Source organism: Eikenella sp. NML99-0057 (assembly GCF_001648535.1).
Classification (GTDB): Bacteria; Pseudomonadota; Gammaproteobacteria; order Burkholderiales; family Neisseriaceae; genus Eikenella; species Eikenella exigua.
The window spans coordinates 60,781-80,381 of record NZ_LXST01000001.1 but is presented as its reverse complement, the minus strand read 5'-3'; the positions used below and the strand labels follow the sequence as shown (position 1 = coordinate 80,381).

The 19,601-nt window shown below is 58.0% G+C and carries 21 protein-coding genes and 1 pseudogene; 11 read left to right on the top strand and 11 right to left on the bottom strand.

Translation table 11 applies throughout. The features are described 5' to 3' along the window. Nucleotides 1-284: 284 nt before the first annotated feature. Nucleotides 285-926 carry an NAD(P)H-hydrate epimerase gene (locus A7Q03_RS00380; protein ID WP_067446296.1) on the bottom strand — a complete coding sequence of 214 codons (642 nt, stop codon included), beginning with the start codon at nucleotides 924-926 and terminating at the stop codon, nucleotides 285-287. 105 nt (nucleotides 927-1,031) lie between these two features. Further along, a complete protein-coding gene (locus A7Q03_RS00375; protein WP_197474734.1) occupies nucleotides 1,032-1,682 on the bottom strand; it encodes a hypothetical protein in 651 nt (216 codons plus the stop codon). Nucleotides 1,683-2,082: 400 nt separating this feature from the next. Between A7Q03_RS00375 and A7Q03_RS00370 the strand changes: the two genes are divergently transcribed. The 4 genes from A7Q03_RS00370 to A7Q03_RS00355 all read left to right on the top strand — a co-directional run bounded on the left by A7Q03_RS00370 (nucleotide 2,083) and on the right by A7Q03_RS00355 (nucleotide 5,731). Next, nucleotides 2,083-3,576, top strand: coding sequence for a UbiD family decarboxylase (locus A7Q03_RS00370; protein ID WP_067446293.1), 1,494 nt, complete (start codon nucleotides 2,083-2,085; stop codon nucleotides 3,574-3,576). A 102-nt stretch (nucleotides 3,577-3,678) separates the two neighbouring features. After that, entirely contained in the window at nucleotides 3,679-4,260 is a 582-nt protein-coding gene (locus A7Q03_RS00365) for a UbiX family flavin prenyltransferase (protein ID WP_067446291.1), read from the top strand. A gap of 166 nt (nucleotides 4,261-4,426) precedes the next feature. Next, a complete protein-coding gene (locus A7Q03_RS00360; RefSeq protein WP_197474733.1) occupies nucleotides 4,427-5,002 on the top strand; it encodes a DUF554 domain-containing protein in 576 nt (191 codons plus the stop codon). 285 nt (nucleotides 5,003-5,287) lie between these two features. Then, the gene (locus A7Q03_RS00355; RefSeq protein WP_067446289.1) at nucleotides 5,288-5,731 is read left to right on the top strand and encodes a pyridoxamine 5'-phosphate oxidase family protein; all 444 of its coding nucleotides are present in this window, start codon (nucleotides 5,288-5,290) and stop codon (nucleotides 5,729-5,731) included. Between the two features lie 92 nt (nucleotides 5,732-5,823). Here the strand turns inward: A7Q03_RS00355 and A7Q03_RS00350 are convergent, their stop codons facing one another. Both A7Q03_RS00350 and A7Q03_RS10490 read right to left on the bottom strand, forming a co-directional pair. Continuing rightward, nucleotides 5,824-6,726 (bottom strand): LysR family transcriptional regulator, encoded by a 903-nt coding sequence (locus A7Q03_RS00350; protein ID WP_067446286.1) that lies wholly within the window; start codon nucleotides 6,724-6,726, stop codon nucleotides 5,824-5,826. Nucleotides 6,727-6,904: 178 nt separating this feature from the next. Further along, nucleotides 6,905-7,240: pseudogene (locus A7Q03_RS10490) on the bottom strand (heavy metal translocating P-type ATPase metal-binding domain-containing protein); the annotation flags it as partial. Nucleotides 7,241-7,860: 620 nt separating this feature from the next. Here A7Q03_RS10490 and A7Q03_RS10685 point away from each other — a divergent pair. From A7Q03_RS10685 to hemH, 3 genes are all read left to right on the top strand, one after another. After that, nucleotides 7,861-7,992 (top strand): hypothetical protein, encoded by a 132-nt coding sequence (locus A7Q03_RS10685; protein WP_255361174.1) that lies wholly within the window; start codon nucleotides 7,861-7,863, stop codon nucleotides 7,990-7,992. A gap of 329 nt (nucleotides 7,993-8,321) precedes the next feature. Beyond that, nucleotides 8,322-10,712: a DNA translocase FtsK gene (locus A7Q03_RS00340; RefSeq protein WP_067446280.1), complete on the top strand. Its 2,391-nt coding sequence runs from the start codon at nucleotides 8,322-8,324 to the stop codon at nucleotides 10,710-10,712. Between the two features lie 57 nt (nucleotides 10,713-10,769). Beyond that, nucleotides 10,770-11,783, top strand: coding sequence for a ferrochelatase (hemH, locus tag A7Q03_RS00335; RefSeq protein WP_067446277.1), 1,014 nt, complete (start codon nucleotides 10,770-10,772; stop codon nucleotides 11,781-11,783). Between the two features lie 54 nt (nucleotides 11,784-11,837). Here hemH and A7Q03_RS10805 read toward each other — a convergent pair whose 3' ends face one another. From A7Q03_RS10805 to ttcA, 4 genes are read right to left on the bottom strand one after another with little or no spacing between them, the layout of a single operon-like run. Next, entirely contained in the window at nucleotides 11,838-11,939 is a 102-nt protein-coding gene (locus A7Q03_RS10805; RefSeq protein ID WP_369799374.1) for a hypothetical protein, read from the bottom strand. After that, entirely contained in the window at nucleotides 11,932-12,294 is a 363-nt protein-coding gene (locus tag A7Q03_RS00330; RefSeq protein ID WP_153705629.1) for a DUF6678 family protein, read from the bottom strand. Before A7Q03_RS00330 ends, A7Q03_RS10805 begins: the two co-directional genes overlap by 8 nt. A 59-nt stretch (nucleotides 12,295-12,353) precedes the next feature. Further along, nucleotides 12,354-13,037 carry a CPBP family intramembrane glutamic endopeptidase gene (locus tag A7Q03_RS00325; protein WP_067446271.1) on the bottom strand — a complete coding sequence of 228 codons (684 nt, stop codon included), beginning with the start codon at nucleotides 13,035-13,037 and terminating at the stop codon, nucleotides 12,354-12,356. Next, nucleotides 13,027-13,980, bottom strand: coding sequence for a tRNA 2-thiocytidine(32) synthetase TtcA (ttcA, locus tag A7Q03_RS00320; protein WP_067446268.1), 954 nt, complete (start codon nucleotides 13,978-13,980; stop codon nucleotides 13,027-13,029). The genes A7Q03_RS00325 and ttcA overlap by 11 nt, the downstream gene beginning before the upstream one ends. A gap of 149 nt (nucleotides 13,981-14,129) precedes the next feature. Here ttcA and A7Q03_RS00315 point away from each other — a divergent pair, with 149 nt between their 5' ends. The 3 genes from A7Q03_RS00315 to A7Q03_RS00305 all read left to right on the top strand — a co-directional run bounded on the left by A7Q03_RS00315 (nucleotide 14,130) and on the right by A7Q03_RS00305 (nucleotide 16,481). Continuing rightward, nucleotides 14,130-14,585, top strand: a complete 456-nt coding sequence (locus A7Q03_RS00315; RefSeq protein ID WP_067446265.1) for a DUF4149 domain-containing protein — start codon at nucleotides 14,130-14,132, stop codon at nucleotides 14,583-14,585. Nucleotides 14,586-14,707: 122 nt separating this feature from the next. After that, nucleotides 14,708-14,974, top strand: a complete 267-nt coding sequence (locus tag A7Q03_RS00310; protein WP_067446262.1) for an accessory factor UbiK family protein — start codon at nucleotides 14,708-14,710, stop codon at nucleotides 14,972-14,974. 10 nt (nucleotides 14,975-14,984) lie between these two features. Continuing rightward, nucleotides 14,985-16,481 carry a YifB family Mg chelatase-like AAA ATPase gene (locus A7Q03_RS00305; RefSeq protein ID WP_067446256.1) on the top strand — a complete coding sequence of 499 codons (1,497 nt, stop codon included), beginning with the start codon at nucleotides 14,985-14,987 and terminating at the stop codon, nucleotides 16,479-16,481. Between the two features lie 45 nt (nucleotides 16,482-16,526). Here the strand turns inward: A7Q03_RS00305 and A7Q03_RS00300 are convergent, their stop codons facing one another. From A7Q03_RS00300 to pcnB, 3 genes are all read right to left on the bottom strand, one after another. Then, the gene (locus tag A7Q03_RS00300; protein WP_067446254.1) at nucleotides 16,527-17,186 is read right to left on the bottom strand and encodes a deoxynucleoside kinase; all 660 of its coding nucleotides are present in this window, start codon (nucleotides 17,184-17,186) and stop codon (nucleotides 16,527-16,529) included. A 70-nt stretch (nucleotides 17,187-17,256) separates the two neighbouring features. After that, nucleotides 17,257-17,751 carry a 2-amino-4-hydroxy-6-hydroxymethyldihydropteridine diphosphokinase gene (gene folK, locus A7Q03_RS00295; RefSeq protein ID WP_067446252.1) on the bottom strand — a complete coding sequence of 165 codons (495 nt, stop codon included), beginning with the start codon at nucleotides 17,749-17,751 and terminating at the stop codon, nucleotides 17,257-17,259. Between the two features lie 132 nt (nucleotides 17,752-17,883). Continuing rightward, nucleotides 17,884-19,257 (bottom strand): polynucleotide adenylyltransferase PcnB, encoded by a 1,374-nt coding sequence (gene pcnB, locus A7Q03_RS00290; RefSeq protein ID WP_067446250.1) that lies wholly within the window; start codon nucleotides 19,255-19,257, stop codon nucleotides 17,884-17,886. Nucleotides 19,258-19,414: 157 nt separating this feature from the next. Here pcnB and A7Q03_RS00285 point away from each other — a divergent pair, with 157 nt between their 5' ends. Beyond that, complete coding sequence (locus A7Q03_RS00285; RefSeq protein WP_003823186.1) at nucleotides 19,415-19,600, top strand: DUF3460 family protein; 186 nt, start codon at nucleotides 19,415-19,417, stop codon at nucleotides 19,598-19,600. Nucleotide 19,601 lies beyond the last annotated feature (1 nt).

The following is a 19,601-nucleotide window of genomic DNA, read 5'->3' as shown; positions in this document are numbered from 1 at the left end:
GCGGCGGGCGGCAAACAGCACAAGTAATACGGCAAAGCGAGCTAACACAGCAGGAAGAAATTAAAACCCTAGCCATAGGGAGAACGCAATAAACCGCAAGCCGACAAGATTGCCGCCAATACATCAAAGGCTACCTGAAACCCACACTCCGTTTTCAGATAGCCTTTGCTATAGCTGAAGCACATTTCTCATACCAGACGGCAAGCCGCAGGCAATACACATGTATGACAAAGCGGCCAACGCTCTAGGAAGAGCAGTGTTTTAGCTATAGTCAGCCGTTCGCCCTAATCAATCCCGATATCCAAACACACAATCTCGCCGCACCACTGCTGCGCGGTGGGGCCGGCGTGGGCGGGTTTGAGCGCGGCGAAGGCGTAGGTGAGGTTGGCGCGGAAGGTGTCGTCGGCGGCTTCTCCTGTGTCGCCGTTGAGGCCGGTGGGGATATCGAGCGCCACTTTGTAGCCAACAGCGCGGTTGATCTGGCGGCAACATTCCGCGGCCTCGGGCGGCAGGCTACCTGAAAAACCGGTGCCGAAAATGCCGTCTATAATCAGGCTGTAGCCTTGCTCCAGCTCGGCAGGTAATGCCTCAGCCGGCAGGAAGCGGATACCATCCAAGCCCTGAAGGCGTTGGCGGTTGGTTTCGGCCAAATCCGACAGTATCGCGCCCAAGAGCAGCACAATATCGGCCTGCCAGCCGTGCTGCTGCAACACGCGGGCAATCACCAGCGCATCGCCACCGTTATTGCCTTTGCCGCACACCAAGAGGGCGCGGCCGGGCTCGGGCAACCGGCGCAACAAATCGGCAGCAGCGGCCTGCCCGGCATTTTCCATCAGCTGCAAAAAGCTGGTGCCGGCCTCCACAGCGGCCTGTTCGCGCTCGCGCATTTGGGCGGCGGTATAGATTTTCGGGGTATTTTGCGGCATAGGATTCTCCGGTGTTGGGGTGGGCAAAATTCTATGCCCTTCCAGGCAAACAGGCTACCTGAAGATTCTCAGGTAGCCTGTTTGGCATGCAATCCCAATGCAATTTTAATGCCGATGCCGCTTAGGCATGCGCTGCAAATGGCTTGGATAAACCGCGTGCGTTTCCACCCTGCCCTGTTCCACTGCATTGAGGATGGTTCGGCCTTTTTGGTCTTGCGGGAAGTTGCGCACATATTCGCGCAGCAGCGCCAGGGCCTCGCTGCGTTTGTTTTGCGTTAACAGGGCGGTGGCCAAATCCCGGCCGCTTTCTTGATGACCGGCTTGGTAGGCGGCGCGCAGCATGGGGATGGCGCGTTCCATGCGGGCGCTGGAAGCGAGGAAGTTGCCGAATTCGCCCTGCACGGCGGGTTTGGCGGCGGCAGGAGCGAGGGCAAGCAGGCGGGCGTAGTCGGCTTCGGCACGTTCGGCATAGCCTGCTTGGTCGAGGTTGTGCCCCATCCAGTTGAGGCGGGCGCGCATTTGCAGGAGCGCCAAATACCCTTGGCTGGGCGCAGCACCGGCACGCGGCATGTTGTTTTGCACGAAGCTGTCGAGCAGCACGCCCAAAGGCTGCAAATCGGCGATGGCGCGGCGGCGGTCGGCATCGTTGTCGAACTGCACCGGATATTCCGCCGCATGTGCAGCCAAATTGTCGAACGCACGCTGCACGGCAGGCATGTTCACATTAATCGGCGGATGCTCGGGGCTGCCACTCACCAAGCTTTGCAGGTTCAGCGGCTGATAAGGCGCGGCCAAGGTGGCGGGACAGCCAATGCCAATAGGATGGCGAGCAGGTATTTTTTCATGATGTTCCTTGTAATAGATTGAACACAATCCGGCAGCAAAGGCTACCTGAAAATATTTCAAATAACACAGCGGCAATATACCGAAATTCACATTTGCAGCAAAGAGAGTGTTTTAACTTGGTTACAGTTTGGCTTTCAGGTAGCCTCAAATAGTTCGGGCAGTCTGAAACTCCTGTATCCCACCCCCTTTTCTCCCCATATCTTTTTGGTATCCCCCATCAAATAAAACGGTATTTTTCTATTGGCTACCCGCCACCTATACTGCAACGGCATTCAAAACTTTCCCCCAACGCAACAGAGAGGTGTAGAAAATGCCGAACCCGCAAAAATCCCCCGTTCACGACCTGCGCTCCGCCCTCGAGCTTTTAAAAACCCTGCCCGGCGAATTGGTGTCCACCGATGTGGAAGTTGATCCGATTGCCGAGCTCTCCGGCGTATACCGCTACGTTGGTGCCGGCGGCACCTGTCAGCGCCCCACCCGTAAAAACGGTCCGGCCATGCTGTTTAACAAAGTAAAAGGCTATCCCGGCATTCAGGTAGCCATCGGCTTGGTTGGCTCGCGCAAACGTGTTGGCCAGTTTCTCAATTGTGCTCCCGAACGCCTGGGCTTCCTGCTCAAAGACTCCGTACAAAATCCCATTCCGCCGGTGCTGCTTGGCGAAGGGCAGCAACCGCAATGTCAGGAAGTGGTGCACCTAGCCAGCGATCCCGATTTCGACCTGCGCACCCTGCTGCCCGCACCCACCAACACCGTGGAAGACGCCGGCCCTTATTTCACGATGGGTTTGTGCTATGCCTCCGACCCAGAAACCGGCAAATCCGACATCACCATCCACCGCCTGTGCGTGCAGAGCAAAGACGAGCTTTCCATGTGGCTTACCCCCGGCCGCCACATCGACGCCTTCCGCCAAAAAGCCGAAGCCGCCGGCAAACCGCTGCCGATTTCCATCAGCATCGGCGTGGATCCCGCCATTGAAATCGCCGCCTGCTTCGAGCCGCCCACCACGCCGCTGGGCTTCGACGAACTGAGCATTGCCGGCGCGCTGCGCGGCCACGGAGTGGAAATGGCCAAATGCCTCACCATCAACGAACGCGCCATCGCCCATGCCGAAGTGGTGATTGAAGGCGAACTGCTGCCCGATGTACGCGTGCGCGAAGATCAAAACAGCAACACCGGCAAGGCCATGCCAGAATTCCCCGGCTACACCGGCGACGCCAAGCCCGCCCTGCCCGTAATCAAAGTGAAAGCGGTTACCCACCGCAAAAACCCGATTCTACGCACCACCATGGGCCCGGGCGAAGAGCATGTGAACATGGCCGGTATCCCCACCGAAGCCAGCATTCTGGATATGGTTGAGCGCGCCATGCCCGGCCGCCTGCAAAACGTGTTTGCCCACTCTTCCGGTGGCGGGAAACTTTTGGCTGTGATGCAGTTTAAGAAAATCACGCCGGCCGACGAAGGCCGCCAACGCCAAGCCGCCCTGCTCGCCTTCTCCGCCTTCCCCGAATTGAAACACGTGATTCTGGTGGACGAAGACGTGGATATTTTCGATACCGACGATGTTTTGTGGGCTATGCAAACGCGCTACCAGGGCGATAACGACACCATCTTCATTCCCGGCGTGCGCTGCCACCCGCTCGACCCATCACAATCGCCAGTGTTCAGCAACCGCCTAATCCAGGAAGGCACATCGTGTAAAACAATCTTCGATTGCACCGTGCCGCTGCACCTGAAAGAACACTTCCAGCGCTGCAAGTTTATGGAAGTAGACGTAAAACGCTTCCTGCCTGACTTTGAAGCATAGGCAGAAAGGTTTCAGGTAGCCTCACTCAGCCTTATACGGCCAAGCCGTAGAGGCTACCTGAAAACCAAAGCGCATCCCGTACCATCCACTCAAGGAGCAATCATGGGCAAACAACGCATCATCCTCGGCATCAGCGGTGCCAGCGGCTTCCAATACGGCTATAAAGCCTTGCAGCTTTTGCAAGCCGTGGAAGACTTGGAAGTACACCTCGTTATCTCCAAAGGCGCGGAAATGACCCGCACACTGGAAACGCCCTACAGCCGCGAAGAAGTGTTGGCCATGGCCGACGTAGCCCATCCGATTCAGGCTTTGGGCGCATCCATTTCCAGCGGCTCGTTCCAAACCCTCGGCATGCTCGTTGCCCCCTGCTCGATGCGTTCCCTGGCCGCCATCGCCCACGGCCTGAGCGATAACCTGCTCACCCGTGCAGCCGACGTGGTGCTCAAAGACCGCCGCAGGCTGGTGCTGATGGCGCGCGAAACACCGATGAACCTCGCGCATATCGACAATATGCGCCGCGTAACCGAAATGGGCGGCATCATCTTCCCGCCTGTGCCCGCGCTCTACCACCGCCCGCAAACTGTGGACGACATCCTTACCCACAGCGTGGGCCGTGCGCTGGATTTGTTCGGCATTTCGGTGAAACACTTACCGCGCTGGAGCGGCGGCAAGGAAGATAAATAAAGCTTTCAGGTAGCCCAAACCATATTGAAGGCCAGCTAAAACCCAATCCCACCCGCAAGGCCATCAGCATTTCCCGTTTCCCAAGCAAGCCAATGGTATCCTGCCGGCGCCAGGCTGGGGAGAGCTTTACCTAAAAATGGCCTGCAACCCACCAAGGAGATACATCATGACTATGCCAATCGGTCCTTTTGTTAACGGCAGCGCCGTCGTGCTCGGCCTCGTGATTGGTGAATTGTGCTACCTGGAAAAAGGCATCGGCAAAGCCGCCGGTAGCGCACGCGGGCTGATCGACAAAATCTTTCCGCCCAAAGAAGGCATCAGCCAGGAAGAATTCCTCGACAAATACGTTGCCATCGTCGTCCTGTTCTGCGCCAGCGGCACCGGTGTGTTCGGCTCCATGCACGAAGGCATGACCGGCGACCCCTCCATCCTCTATATCAAAACCATTTTGGATTTCTTTACCGCCGGCATCTTCGCCATCACACTGGGCTACGCCGTATCCGCCATTGCCGTGCCGCAGCTGGCCATCCAACTTTCGCTGTTCTTCCTCGCCACCCTCATCGTGCCGCTCACCACGCCCGAAATGCGTGCCGACTTCGCTGCCGCCGGCGGGTTGATCATGCTGGCCACCGGCTTCCGCATCACCGGCATGAAATCCTTCCCCGTGGCCAATATGCTGCCCTCGCTGCTGCTGATTATGCCCATCTCCTATTTGTGGGCAACCTATATAGCCGCACACTAACCGCCTCCATCAAGGGGCTTAGTTGAACCCGGTTTTTGCAATCCAACGTCAAACTCCTAGCGAAACAAAACGGCGCGGCAGGCTACCTGAAACCTGCCACGCCGTTTCCGTTGGCGGGCCGAACACATGATTATTTTCAGGTAGCCTCATATACCGCAGCCCTGCCGCCTGATACCATTCGCCATACCGTAACCAGTGCCGTCTGTTTCCCTGCCTACCGGCACCACCTTTTAGTTTCGCAGAAGCTTTGTTTTCAACCAGCTCTGCTCCCAATCGAGCAACACCATGCCGCCCCTGCCCGCCAATATCCACGCCTTCCTCACCGAACACCACGTTGTCAGCCTGGCCGCCTGCCACGAAGGCGAGCTGTGGAGTGCCAGCTGCTTCTACGTATTCGATCCCGCTGCCGCCCGTCTCATCGTGCTCACCGGCAAAAACACCCAACACGGCCGCCTGATGCTGCACAACCCACATATTGCCGGCACCATCGCCGGCCAGCCCGCACGCATCCGCGATATCTGCGGCATCCAATTTGCCGCCCGCGCCGAATGCATTGCCCACCCTGCCGAACGCCGCGCCGCACTCGATCTCTACGCCCAAGCCCACCCCATCGCCAAAGTTTTTCCCAGCGATATCTGGCAGCTCCAGCTTGAATACATCAAATACACCAGCAACCGCCCCGTCTTCGCCCACAAAACCCATTGGCGGCGCGATGAAGAAAACGGCTAACCCAATCCTCATCCAGCCAAATATTTTCAGGTAGCCTTTCAGCGGATATATCCCCACCGAAAGGCTACCTGAAAGTGTTCCTAAGCAAATTCTCAGCGGCACTTCGGCGCCACAAACGGATAGCCGTTGGCCATCACTTCCTCCAGCCCGCGGATTTCCGGTGTTGTCGTCAGCTTCACCAATGCCGGGAAAAACACCTGCGGATCGGGCGACACCCGCACCAACACGCTGTTGCGCAGCTGCGAAGGGCACACTTCCGATTCCGGTAGCAGCACCGCCGCCTCAATGCCCGACTCAATCCAATCCACAATCACGCTCGGCTGCGACACGTGCATAATCACCTGCGGCGTAGTGCCGCTCTTGTGCAGCTGATCCATCAACTGCTCAAACGTGCCCACCCCGCTGCTGCGGCGTAACAGAATCAGCGGCAGCCCGCCTAGCTGTTTCAGCGTCATCGTGTCGGGCACCCCTTCCGGCAGCAGGCTGAGGTGTACTACTGCGGCCATCTGCACCGCTGGCAGCGCAACATAGCGGTAGCGCTCCAACCATTTCGGCTGCTGAATAAGCGCAACATCTATCAGCTGATTATTCAGCAATGTTTCTAAATGGCTGGAATCCGATACCAACACATTAATTTCCGTATCGGCATATTGGCTATGGATGGCCATAATCAGCGGCGTGAAATATTTTTGATACAGATGGGTTAGCCCGATGCGCAACACATGCTGCTGCTGTTGGGCAAAAATCAGCGTATCACGCTCAATATTGCCAATGCCCACCAAAATCTCCAGCGCCCGCTCATAAAGGAAAAAACCGGTGGGTGTGGGCCGAATGCGCCCGCCGTCGCGAAACAGCAGCGGCGTACCGATTTCCTGCTCCAGCTCCTGTACCCGCTTGCTCAACGGCGGCTGGGAAATATGCAGCATTTCCGCCGCCTTGGTGAAGCTGCCGCATTCCACCACGGTGCAGAAGTATTTCAGCCGTTTAATGTCCATGGCGTTTCTCCTTTATTTTTAGTCGTACTGAATTAGCAACCAGGTAAAACAGCGAACTGCTGATTTACTCAGCATTCTATCCTAGCCGCCCTGCCATACCTATTTTCAGGTAGCCTTCCCCTATTTCGCCCGCCGCAGCAGGCGCAGGGCGTTGGCGGAAACCAGGAGCGAGCTCAGGCTGCTGCCCAATCAGCCACACGCAGGCCGCACAGGTTATCCTGCCCAGCATCAGCACCGCCTCACGTTCGTTTTCTGTTTTCTCTTCCACAAATTCCGCCTGCATATCCGGCAGCTCATACAGCTTGAGCTGCTCCAGCACTTCCGGCGGCGGCACCGCCCACTCCGCCTCCGCCGTGCGTCGGGAGTAGTAGCTGCCCAGCTACGCCACCGCCTAGCAGCCCGCACAGCAAGCCGGATGGCACACGCCTTCAAATTCAATCGGCAAATCCAAACCGCGCGGCACGGGCAGGCCGCAGTGGAAACAGGTGTTGGCTTGGGATTCGGTGTGGCTCATGGTGTGTGCTTTGCTTATAGGACGGCGCGGATTATAGGCTACCTGAAAATTTTCAGAGCGGGAATAATCTGATGAGAAGCGGATTGATGCCGATATTTGATGTATCGCATTCAAATTTAAAAAGATTTGCTTGCAAAAAATTATTAAACCAGCTATATTCCCAGCAAGCTGTGAAGGCAGTATTTTCAGAGCGATGTATCCGATGTTTTAAGGCATGAAGGCAGGCAAATTGCCCGAAATGCACCGAATATTTCGTAAATTAAGGAAATTATGATGGACATGAAAAAACCTATCTATCTATCTATCTATCTATAGCTGCTTTCACTCTCACCGGATGTGAAACCCTCGGCCTGCCCGGCAGCAATTCCGCAAACGGTTGCAGCAACATCAACTGGGTTCGTCAAAACATCAAGCCGGGGCAAACCACCCATAATGAAGTTATCGAATTGTGCGGCCAGCCCACTTCCTCTAGGCGGGCCGGCGGTTCGCTGCAACTGAATTATGTAACTACGCGGGAAGCGGATGAAACAACGACCAGCATGGTAAACGCGGCCGGCACCTTCGCTATATCTCAGTTCAATATTTTGAGCACTACCAGCAAAAATCCGACGCTAGGTCAAGTGGCAGTCAGAGAGCTCAGCCCCGTGGCGACCAATGCCGGAACATATCTGCCAAGAAGAACCGAAGGCGTAACCATTTTCGTGCGCAACGGCAAAGTCAGCCGGATTGCTGCCAACAATTCGACACAATAACGCCCATTCCGAGCCGCCGTACTGCAACGCATAGTGGCAGCATGGGTAGGGTGTTGCGGAACGCACGCACGCGTTGCTTGAAGTTCCTATCCGCGTGCGTGGCTGCGCCACATACCCTACCGCGCCAAGTCAACCCCGAAAGGCTACCTGAAATTCTCAGGTAGCCTTTTCCGCCCGCCCTTGCCGCGCCGAGCCTTGGGCAATACTGCTATAATGCGGCGTTTTGTATGGCCGCTCCCGGCCGTCATCCCTGGCTGTAATCCCAGGCTGTAATCAGTTATCCACCGTTTTTCAGGTAGCCCCTATCAGGCTGCCGGCAGTTGTGAAATATGAGCAAGAAACCTTCCCGCAAACCCGCCAAGCCGAAGCCAAACCGGCATAATCCCCCTTCCAAATCCGCGCGCCGGAGCCATATGCCTTCGGCGGCTACGGCGGCGTCACAATCCATTTCGCTGCTGGCGGATATGCTGTGGCTGTTGGTGCTGCTGTTTTCTGTGTGCCTGGCTTTGGCGCTGGCAAGCTTCACCATGGACGACCCGGCTTGGTCGCGCAGCATTCCCACCGATAATGAGCCGCACAATCTGGCCGGACTCGTGGGCGCATACACGGCGGATGTGGCCTATTATCTGTTCGGGCTGTCGGTGTGGTGGCTGCTGCTGGCGGCAGCGGTGTGGCTCTACCGCAATTTCCGCAGCGTGAAGCAGAGCAACAAGAAGCCGTATCACTTGGGCATGGGCTTGGGTGGAGCGGCGCTGTTGCTATTTGGCAGCCCGCTTTTGGAGGCAGCGGCCTGGTCGGCAGAATTGTATGACAGCCTGCCGATGGGCGCGGGCGGCTTAATCGGCCAATCGCTCGGCAGCGGCTTTATGCGGCTGCTGGGGGTTTCAGGTAGCCTGCTGGTGCAGGCAGTGCTGATTGTGGCGGGGCTGTCGCTGCTGTTGCAAGTATCGTGGCTCACGCTGCTGGAAAAAGCGGGGGCGCAGCTGGAATGGCTATGGTATCGGCTGATCCGCCAGCCGCACCAATTTGTGCGCGACATACCGAATGCGAAGTTTGCTCGCCGTATGGTGCGCGCGGCGAAAACCATCACCGCCGAAGAAGTGGCAACGGTGGAAGGCGCCAGCAGCAACCGCAAGCCGGTGGCGGTGCAGATTAACCAGCCTGCCAGCCAAGGGCTACCTGAAAAAGAAAAACCCGCGCCCGAGCGGCAAAAAGATTTGTTCGCCCCCAAACGGCAGGCTGAAGACGGCGAATATCTGCTGCCGGAATTGGATTTGCTCACGCGCCCGCAGGAGCACAAGCCGGAAATCAATCCCGAAGCCCTGCAGCACATGGCCGAGCGCATCGAGGCCAAGCTGGCCGAGTTCGGCATTCAGGTAACCGTGGTAAGCGCCACCGCCGGGCCGGTGATCACGCGTTTTGAAATCGAGCCGGCGCAGGGTGTGAAAGGCAGCCAGATTACCAACCTTGCCAAAGATTTGGCGCGTTCGCTTTCCATGCAGTCGGTGCGCGTGGTGGAAACCATTTCTGGCAAGAGCACCATGGGCATCGAAGTGCCGAACGAGAAGCGGCAGGAAGTGCTGCTGCGCGAAATCCTGTCCTCGCCGGTGTTTGCCGCCGCACTGTCCAAGCTCACCGTGGCCTTGGGCAAAGATATTGCCGGGCAGCCGGTGGTGGCCGATTTGGGCAAAATGCCGCACCTGCTGGTGGGCGGTATGACCGGCTCGGGCAAATCAGTGGGCGTGAACGCCATGATTATGTCGATACTGTATAAGGCCGCGCCGGATGAGGTGCGCTTTATCATGATCGACCCGAAAATGCTGGAACTTTCCGTGTATGAAGGCATTCCGCACCTGCTCTGCCCGGTGGTAACCGATATGCGCGAGGCCGGGCAGGCGCTCAATTGGTGTGTGGCCGAAATGGAAAAACGCTACCGCCTGCTCGCCCATGCCGGCGTGCGCAACCTGGCCGGCTTCAACCAAAAAGTGGCCGAGGCCGCCGCTTCCGGCAAGCCCCTGCCCAATCCCTTCAGCCCCAATCCCGACGAGCCCGAGCCGCTGCAAAAACTGCCCTATATCGTGATTGTGATTGATGAACTGGCCGACTTGATGATGACCGAGAAAAAGGCGGTGGAAACGCAAATCGCCCGCCTGGCACAAAAAGCCCGCGCTGCAGGTATGCACCTGATTGTGGCTACCCAGCGACCCAGCGTAGACGTGGTAACCGGCCTGATTAAAGCCAACATCCCCACCCGTATGGCCTTCACTGTGCAAAGCCGCATCGACAGCCGCACCATCCTCGACCAAATGGGCGCGGAAGACCTGCTCAAATACGGCGACCTTTTATTCCTCCAGCCTGGCAGCGCCGAGCCCGTGCGCCTGCAAGGCGCGTTTGTAAGCGACCACGAAGTGCACGAAGTGGCCTCCTTCGCCAAACGCCAGCAAAGCGCCAACTACATCGAAGGCCTACTTTCCGGCGAAGCCGCGCAGGAAACCGTAAACGCCGTCAGCCCCAATGCCGCCGGCGACGAAATGTTCGACCAAGCCGTCGCCTTTATTCTGGAAAGCCGCAAAACCTCCATCTCCTCGCTGCAACGCCAACTGCGCATCGGTTACAACCGAGCCGCCAACCTGATGCAGGCTTTGGAAGACGCGGGCATCGTTTCCCCCGCCGATGTGAGTGGAGCGCGTAAAATATTGGCAAGGAAGGATGACTTATAGAAATATTGGAGCCGATGTTTTCAGGTAGCCTCCAATAAAAACACCCAAGGAGCCCCCATGCCCCACTTCCAACCCGAGCCGCCACACGGCGGCCGGCAGCAAGCTCGAGTTGGCATTCTTCTGGTCAACCTCGGCACGCCCGCTGCGCCCACACCCGAAGCCATGCGCCATTTCTTGCGCGAATTCTTGTCCGACCCGCGCGTGGTCGAGCTGCCACGCTTGTTGTGGCAGCCGCTGCTGCACGGCATCATCCTGCCCTTCCGTGCAAAAAAAAGCGCACATAGCTACCGCCAGATCTGGCAAAGAGAAGGCTCTCCGCTGGCTGTGTTCACAGCCAAACAGGCTGCCGCCCTGCAAGCCGAGCTGCCGCAAGTGCTGGTGGGACACGCCATGTCCTACGGCGTGCCTGCCGTGGCCGATGCTATCGCCGTCATGAAAGCCCAAGGGGTAGACCGCTTGCTCGCCATCCCCCTCTATCCGCAATACGCTGCCAGCAGCAGTGGCGCCGCGCTGGATAAGGTGTTGAGCGTATTGCTCCAACAGCGCAACCAAATCAGTCTGCGCACCATCAGCCGCTTCTACAACCACCCCAGTTACATCCAAGCCATGGCTGCACATATCCGCGCTTACTGGCGGCTGCACGGCCGCGGCCAACGCATCCTGTTCAGCTTTAATGCCATCCCCAAAGCCGCCGTGCAGCAGGGCGACCCTTACGAGGCCGAATGCCATGCCAGCGCAGAAATGCTGGCTAAAGCCCTGCAGCTCACCACCCAAGAATGGTATATCGCCTTCCAAAGCCACTTTGGCCGCAACCGCTGGATAGGTCCTGCCACCACCGATTTGCTCACCGAACTGCCTGCCAAACACAACATCCGCGAGCTCGACATTTTCTGCCCAGGCTTCGTGAGCGACTGCCCGGAATCCCTAGAAGAGCTCGCGATAAAAGGATGCGAACAATTCCACGAAGCCGGCGGCCAAACCTTCCGCTTCATCCCCTGCCTCAACGACAACCCCATCTTCATCGAGGCTCTGGCCGATATTGCACAGGAAAACCTGGGTGGCTGGGTGTAGCGTGAGGCTACCTGAAACACTTTCAGGTAGCCTGTATCTTTGCTTTTCCGGCACTCAAGCTTTCAGGTAGCCATATACCGTGAAGCAAAACTCGCCCTCCACATATGGAATGGCAAACCGATCCAATATCGCGCGGATACCCTCGCTATTATCCACGATTTCCCGCGACGATTTCCCGCGCAATCAGGTGCCCGCGAAACACCGAGCGCAATTTCCGAATTTTCACCCATTCAATATCGAACATCGAATAAAAATGCTCATTGCCCCAATCGCCTATCGCTACCGTCGTTTCAGCTATGGCTTGCTCAACCTCCACTTCCGATATTTCGTCAAACAAATACTTGATTTCATAGGCCGGCGCATTTTCCCACTCATCCATTGCCTCACACAGCTCCCGCCATTTGGTGTTATTCATCGCGCCCACCAGTCTGTTTTGCTGCACAAATTCACGCACGCGGCGGCGGTAGCGTTCTTGTTTGCTTTTGAGCTCCGCCCATTCGTCTGTTGGCATCGCCATCTCCATCAGGCTACCCGAAAATCAAACTGCTTTCAGGTAGCCTTTCCCCATTCTTACTCAAACAACACCCCAGCCAAGCCCAATGCATTGTTTGCCATATGAATCAAAACCGGGTATTTCAAATCTCTGGTGTGCAGATAGGCCGTGCCGAGTACCAAGCCCATGGCGAAATACAGCAGAAAATCGTAATGTACCGGCGGGCTGTGCAGGCTGCCGAAGATGAAGGCAGACAGCACCAGCAACAGCCAGCGTTTGCCGCGGTTTTCTACGCTGCCGAAGCTTTGGAAAAAAATGCCACGCAGCAGCAGCTCTTCCAAAACCGGCGCAAACAGCACGATATAGGCCGCCATCGTCAGCGGGGCACGTTGCAGCATTTCCATAATGATGAGCTGGTTTTGCAGGTTGTCCACGCTGCTTTCTACGCCCAGCGCGGCCATCAGCATTTCGTAGAGCGGGTTGATGGCCAGCATCAGCACAATATAGCCCGCCGCCCACAGCAGTTTTTTGCCGGAAAACCGGCTTTTCCAATTATGGAAATAACCGTTTGCCTGCTTAAGGTAGAGCTGCAGGTATAGCCCGCACATGGCTACGGCGGCAACCGTAAACAGCAGTGCGGCCACAATTTGGGCAGCCATGCTCCTGCCCAGGCCGCCGAGCAGCCAGGCCAATATCGGCAGCACCTGCGTCAGCATCAGCAGGGGAATAAACTGTAAGAGTGAAATGAATTTATCCCGCACCGCAGCCTCCGGTTTTCGGCTTGCTGCCCAAGATATTAATCACTTTGCGTGCGGGTTTTTCAGGTAGCCCTTCGTCTTCGTCGTCGCGCGGGGCGTTAAAGGAAACGGTTTCGCTGTCGAAGGCCAAATCGCCGCCGTGTTTCAGGGTCTGACCACGTTGCAAACCGGCAAAATCAAACAGTTCGGTATCGGCCAAATGCGAGGGCACCACGTTTTGCAGCGCGGAAAACATACTTCCGATGCGGCCGGGGAAACGTTTGTCCCAGTCTTTCAGCATTTCGCTCACTACCTGCCGCTGCAGATTGGGCTGCGAGCCGCACAGGTTGCAGGGAATAATGGGGAACTGCTTGATTTCGGCGTATTTGATCAAATCCTTTTCTTTCACATAGGCCAGCGGGCGGATCACGATGTGTTCACCGTTGTCGCTCACCAGCTTGGGCGGCATGGCTTTGAGTTTGCCACCGTAGAACATGTTTAAAAACAGGGTGGCGAGGATGTCGTCTCGGTGGTGGCCGAGCGCGATTTTGGTGCAGCCCAGCTCTTTGGCCGTGCGGTACAAAATTCCGCGCCGCAGGCGGCTGCACAACGAGCAGGTGGTTTTGCCTTCATCGAGCACGCGCTTCACGGTGGAATAGGTGTCTTCTTCCACAATTTTGAACGGCACGCCTATAGAAGTCAGATACTCCGGCAACACATGTTCGGGAAAGCCGGGCTGTTTTTGGTCGAGATTCACCGCCACCAGCTCGAAATTGATCGGCGCGGAGGCTTGCAGGTGGCACAGGATGTCTAAAAGGGCGTAGCTGTCTTTGCCGCCGGAGAGGCAGACCATGACTTTGTCGCCCTCTTCAATCATATTGAAATCGTTAATCGCTTGGCCCACGGCGTGGCGCAGGCGTTTGTGCAGTTTGTTGGCTTCGTGTTCGTGTTTGGGCTTATTGGACATAATGGTGTGTCGGCAACGTAAAGTGCGGGATTGTAACGCAATGTAGGCTGATTTTATAGCAGGTAAAGTATCGGCCCGGCAGCTGAAAGTATGCAAAGAATACGGTACACTGCGTTTCGTTTTAAACAAAAAGCAGAGAAAGGAAACGAATGTTTGCAAATCGAGTGTTGGCCCTGTTGGCCGCCGTGTGGTTTGGCGCGTATCTTTTGGCCGGCTACGGCGTGGCGCCGCTATTGTTCCAATCTCTGCCCAAAGAGCAGGCCGGCAACCTGGCCGGTACGCTGTTTAGCGCGGTAAACTATATCGGGTTGTTTGTGTGGGCCATCCTTTATTTGGCCGGCCTCTCGGCGCAGCAGCGCAGCTACGGCCAACGCAGCAAACTCAGCTCGCGCATCGTCGCCCTCACTTGGCTGCTGCTGGCCATCTCGCAATTTGCGCTGGTGCCGCTTATCCGTGCCCTCCGCGGCGGGCAGACGCATTGGCTCTCCAACCTGCTCGGTGGAGAGCTCTCTTTCTGGCACAGCATGTCCAGCAGCCTGTATGTGCTCATCAGCCTGCTCGGCCTGTTTTTAATCATGCGCCTGCTGCGTTTCGAGTGGCAATAAATCTGGCTGAAAAGGCTACCTGAAAGTTTAGCCGCGTTTCAGGTAGCCTTTACTGCTTGCCGCCCTATTCCCGCACTTATACAATGCGCCCATCCCAACCCTTCAAAAATAAAGGAAACCCCATGTTGGCCAAACAAATCCTCGACGAACTCGCCGGGAAAATCGGCAGCGCCATTGCCGAAAGCCCGGTGAAAGACGTGGAAAAAAATGTGAAAACCCTGCTCGGCAGCACATTCAGCAAGCTCGATTTGGTAACGCGCGAAGAATTCGACATCCAACAGCAGATGCTCATCAAAACCCGCGAAAAACTGGCCGCCTTAGAAGCGCGCCTGGCCAAGCTAGAAGCCGCCGCTCCAGCCGCCCTGCCCAACCCTTCTGAACAGCAATAGGAAGCGCGGCATGAGTTTGGCGGTGGTATACAGCCGGGCGCTCAGCGGCATGGCCGCGCCCTTGGTGGAAGTGGAAGCCCACTTGGCCAACGGCCTGCCTGCATTCAATATTGTCGGCCTGCCCGATACCGAAGTGAAAGAAAGCCGCGACCGCGTGCGCGCCGCCATCATCCAAAGCGGCTTCGACTTCCCCGCCAAAAAAATCACTGTCAACCTTGCCCCGGCAGATCTGCCCAAAGAATCCGGCCGTTTCGATCTGCCGATTGCCGTGGGCATCCTCGTAGCCTCCGGCCAAATCGCCATTTCGCCCGAAGAATTGGCGCAATACGAACTGGCCGGTGAGCTGGCCTTGTCCGGCCTGCTGCGCCCGGTGCGCGGTGCGCTGGCCATGGTGTGGCAGAGCACGCAGGCGCGGCGTCGTTTTATTTTGCCGCAAGAGAGCGCCGAGCAGGCCGCGCTGATTGAACGCGCCGAAGTATTGGCTGCCGAAAGCCTGGTGGCCGTGGCCGCCCACCTCAACGGCATCGCCGCCCTGCCCCGCTGCCAAGCCCGTGCTGAAGCGGCCGAAGAAGCGCCCTATCCCGACCTGCAAGACGTAAAAGGCCAGCACACCGCGCGGCTCGCGCTCGAAATTGCCGCTGCCGGCGGCCACAGCATCCTGATGAGCGGCCCGCCCGGCACCGGCAAATCCATGCTGGCGCAACGCCTGCCCGGCATCCTGCCGCCGCTCTCCGACGACGAAATCACCGAAACCTGGGCGCTGCGCTCGCTGCTGCCCCAGCAGCACAGTTTCTCCCGCCGCCGCCCCTTCCGTTCGCCGCACCACAGCGCCAGCGCCGCCGCCATGGTGGGCGGCGGTTCCGACCCCAAGCCCGGCGAAATTTCCCTGGCGCACAACGGCGTATTGTTTCTCGACGAATTGCCAGAATTCGACCGCAAGGTGCTGGAAATGCTGCGCGAACCGCTGGAAAACGGCCTTATCCACATTTCCCGCGCCAGCCGCCAAGCCACCTATCCCGCCCGCTTCCAGCTGGTGGCTGCCATGAATCCCTGCCCCTGCGGCTACCTCGGCCACCCCGCCAAACCCTGCCGCTGCACGCCCGAAAGTATTGCCCGTTATCGCGGCAAAATTTCCGGCCCGCTTCTGGACAGGATTGATTTGATTATTGAAGTGCCCGCCCTCTCCGCCGCCGAGCTCACTCAAGCCACACCCGGCGAACCCAGCGCTGCCGTACGGGAACGCGTGCTGGCCGCGCGCGAACGCCAACAGCAGCGGCAAGGCAAAAGCAATGCCTTGCTCAACGTAACCGAGCTGGATGAGCTGTCCGCCATCGAGCCCAAAGCCAAAGCCGCCCTCTCTGCCGTGCTGGAAAAACTTTCACTTTCCGCCCGCAGTTACCACCGCATCCTGCGCATCGCCCGTACCCTGGCCGACTTGGCCGGCAGCGACACCGTAAACCAACGCCACGTAATGCAGGCCGTGAGCTTCCGCCGCACCCCGTCTTAAAATAAGGCTACCTGAAACATTTCAGGTAGCCTTTACCATTCCGCCCTAGCGTTCGCTCAAGTTCAAATAATGCCGGCTGCCGCGCATATTGGCGATGGCGTGCAGCAGCAGTTGGAAGTGGTCGGGGTTGTTCACAAAATCCAGCTCTTCGGTATTGGCAATCAGCAGCGGGGCGCGGTCGTAGAGGTAGAAATAGCGGTGGTATTCCTCGTGCACCTGCTGCAGGTAGCCGGGCGGGAACAAATTGATGTGGTTGTCGCCACGGCTGCGCAGCTGCGCTTCAGCGGCACCGGCGCTGGTTTGCAGGTAAATCACCAAATCTGGCACGGGAATTTCGGGCATGATTTTTTGCTTGAGCTGCCAATACAGCATCTGCTCGTCTTCGCGCAGGATGGTGGGCACGAAAATCTGGTCTTTTTCCAATAAGAAATCGCTCACCACACGCTGCATACTGTGGTTGGCATTGCCGATTTCGTCGGCGGCGGCGATGAGGTTGAGCGTTTCGGTGCGGCGCAGCAGGAAGTAGAGCTCGGCGGCCAGGCCGTGGTTGGCGGCATTGAGGTAGAACTGCTCCAAAAACGGGTTCTGCTCGGGCTGCTCGCTGATGAGGGTGCAGCCGAAATGCTCGGCCAGCTTGCGGCTGAGCGGGGATTTGCCGCTGCCGATGGGGCCTTCCACAACGATGTAGCGGTAGTCTGCCTGCATGGTTTCTCCTTGGAATGTTTCAGGTAGCCTTTCGGGGGTCAGGCAGCCTTCCAAAGGCTACCTGAAAAATTTAACTCTCTGTTTCATCTAAACGTTGCACGCCTTCATTGCCCAGCGTGGCGGCTAGCTCGGCAGCGGTGGCGGTTTGGCCGGGCAGGATGTGCTGCGGGGCGATTTCGGCCAGGGGAATCATCACGAAGCCGCGCTGATGGGCGCGCGGGTGCGGCAGCTGCAAGGCGGGGCTGTCGATCATTTGGCCGGCGTAGTCGATTAAGTCCAAATCCAGCGTGCGCGGGGCATTGCGGAAGCTGCGCACGCGGCCGGCGGCGGCTTCGGTTTGGTGTAACAGCGCGAGCAGTTCGGCAGCGGGCAAATCGGTAGACAGCAGTGCCACGGCGTTGATGAAGTCGGGCTGGTCAGCATAGTCCACCGGCGCGGTGCGGTAAAACGAGGAAGCGGCCAACACCTGCACTTGCGGATGCGCGGCCAGCGCGGCCAGGGCGTTTTGCAGCTGGGAAACGGGCTGTTCGAGGTTGCTGCCCAAGGCAATAATGGCTTGCTTCATCTGGCGTTTTTAATCATGGAGTGATTGGAGTTTAGGCTACTTGAAAACGGAGTGGTCGGGATTTTCAGGTAGCCTTTGAATGAGGTGTCGGATTCGAGGATCCGACCTACGGCTGCTTCAACCCAATGCCGCTTATTCAACCATGTCCTTATCTGCCGCGCCTGTTTTCTTCTTGCGCCGGCGGCGGCGTTTTTTGGCTGGGGCATCGCCGCTGTCAGGGCGTTGTTCGGCGGCTTGAATCATCTGCTTGCGCTGTTCTTCATCGGCTTCTTGGAAAGCTGTCCACCAGTCGGCAATGCCCTGCTCCACTTCGCCGGCGCGGGCGCGCAGCAGCAGGAAATCGTAGGCGGCGCGGAAGCGGGGCTGGGCAAGCAGGCGGAAGGGACGGGCGCCGCGCCGGTATTCAAATTGGGGCTGGAGCTGCCAGATTTCGCGCATCGAGGCGGTGAAGCGGTGCGGCACGCCCCAACCTTTCTCCATGTGGGCGCGGGTTTCGGCTACGGCGGCGCTGAGTGCGGGCATGGTTCTGAGCCCGCTATTCTGAGCGCGCTGCCAGGCCTCGCGCACCTGCGGCCACAATACGGCGGCCAGCACAAAGCCCACCGATACGCCTTGGTCGGCACGCAGGCGGCTGTCGGTGCTGTTGAGGGCAAGCGCCACGATGCCGCGCCCTTGGTTTTCAGGTAGCCTTTCCAAGGCGCAGGCAAGCAGGGGGTGCACGCTTTGGCCGTCCATGCCCAGGGCCTGCATCTGTTTGAGGCAGTCGATGGCTGCGCCGGAAAACAAGAGTTTCATCACTTCGTCGAACAGGCGCGCCAGCGGTTCTTTGGGCAACAGGTGCAGGCATTCGGCAATCGGCGCGGCGGTGTCGGGGGCTACCTGAAAACCGAGTTTGCCGGAAAGCCGGGCGGCGCGCAGCATGCGTACCGGGTCTTCCTGATAGCGCGCGCAAGCGTCGCCGATCATCACCAGGCGTTTGGCGCGGATGTCGGCCACGCCGTGGTGGAAATCGGTGATTTCCCCGCGTGCGGGGTTGTAATACAGGGCGTTGCAGGTGAAATCGCGGCGGGCGGCGTCTTGCTCCATGCTGCCGTAGCTGTTGTCTTGCATGATACGGCCGTGTTCGTTTTGCCGCGCGGGGCGGCTGCCGCCGCGGAAGGTGGTGACTTCAATCGTTTCCGGCCCCACCATCACATGCACAATCTGAAAGCGGCGGCCGATGATGCGGCTGCGGCGGAATACTTTGCGCACTTCTTCAGGGCGGGCGTTGGTGGCCACGTCGAAATCTTTCGGCTCGATGCCCAAGAGCAAATCGCGCACCGCGCCGCCCACCACATAAGCCTCAAACCCGGCCTGCTGCAACCGCGACACCACCTTTTCCGCCGCATAGCTGATCCCGTTCGGCGTGATGCCGTGTTCGTTTTGCGGCAGCACCTGTTTGTGTGAATGTGTTGCGGCGGCTTCAGGTTTGCCCGGCAGGATTTTGCGCAGCCATCTAGTCAGCATAGGGGGTATTCTCTTCTTGTTTTTCAGGTAGCCTGCGGCGTGCGCGCAGGCGCGTGCTTAAGATAAAGTGCGCAGTATAACCTTTCGCCGCAACGGCTGCCAAACCAAGCGCTTTCCGTTATAATCGCCGCTACCCCGCACCACAGGAAAACACACCATGTATAACTACCAATCCGACGCCACCCAGTTCCTGCAAAAATACATCGAAGAACACCCCGAAGAGCAAGAACGCCGCCTCCAAAACCGCGGTCTGTTGTGGGATGTGGAGCTCAACCCCGAAGAGCAGGCCGATTTCGCCGCCGGCAAAGTCGCCAAAAAACCCTACACCTACTATTCCTACTAAA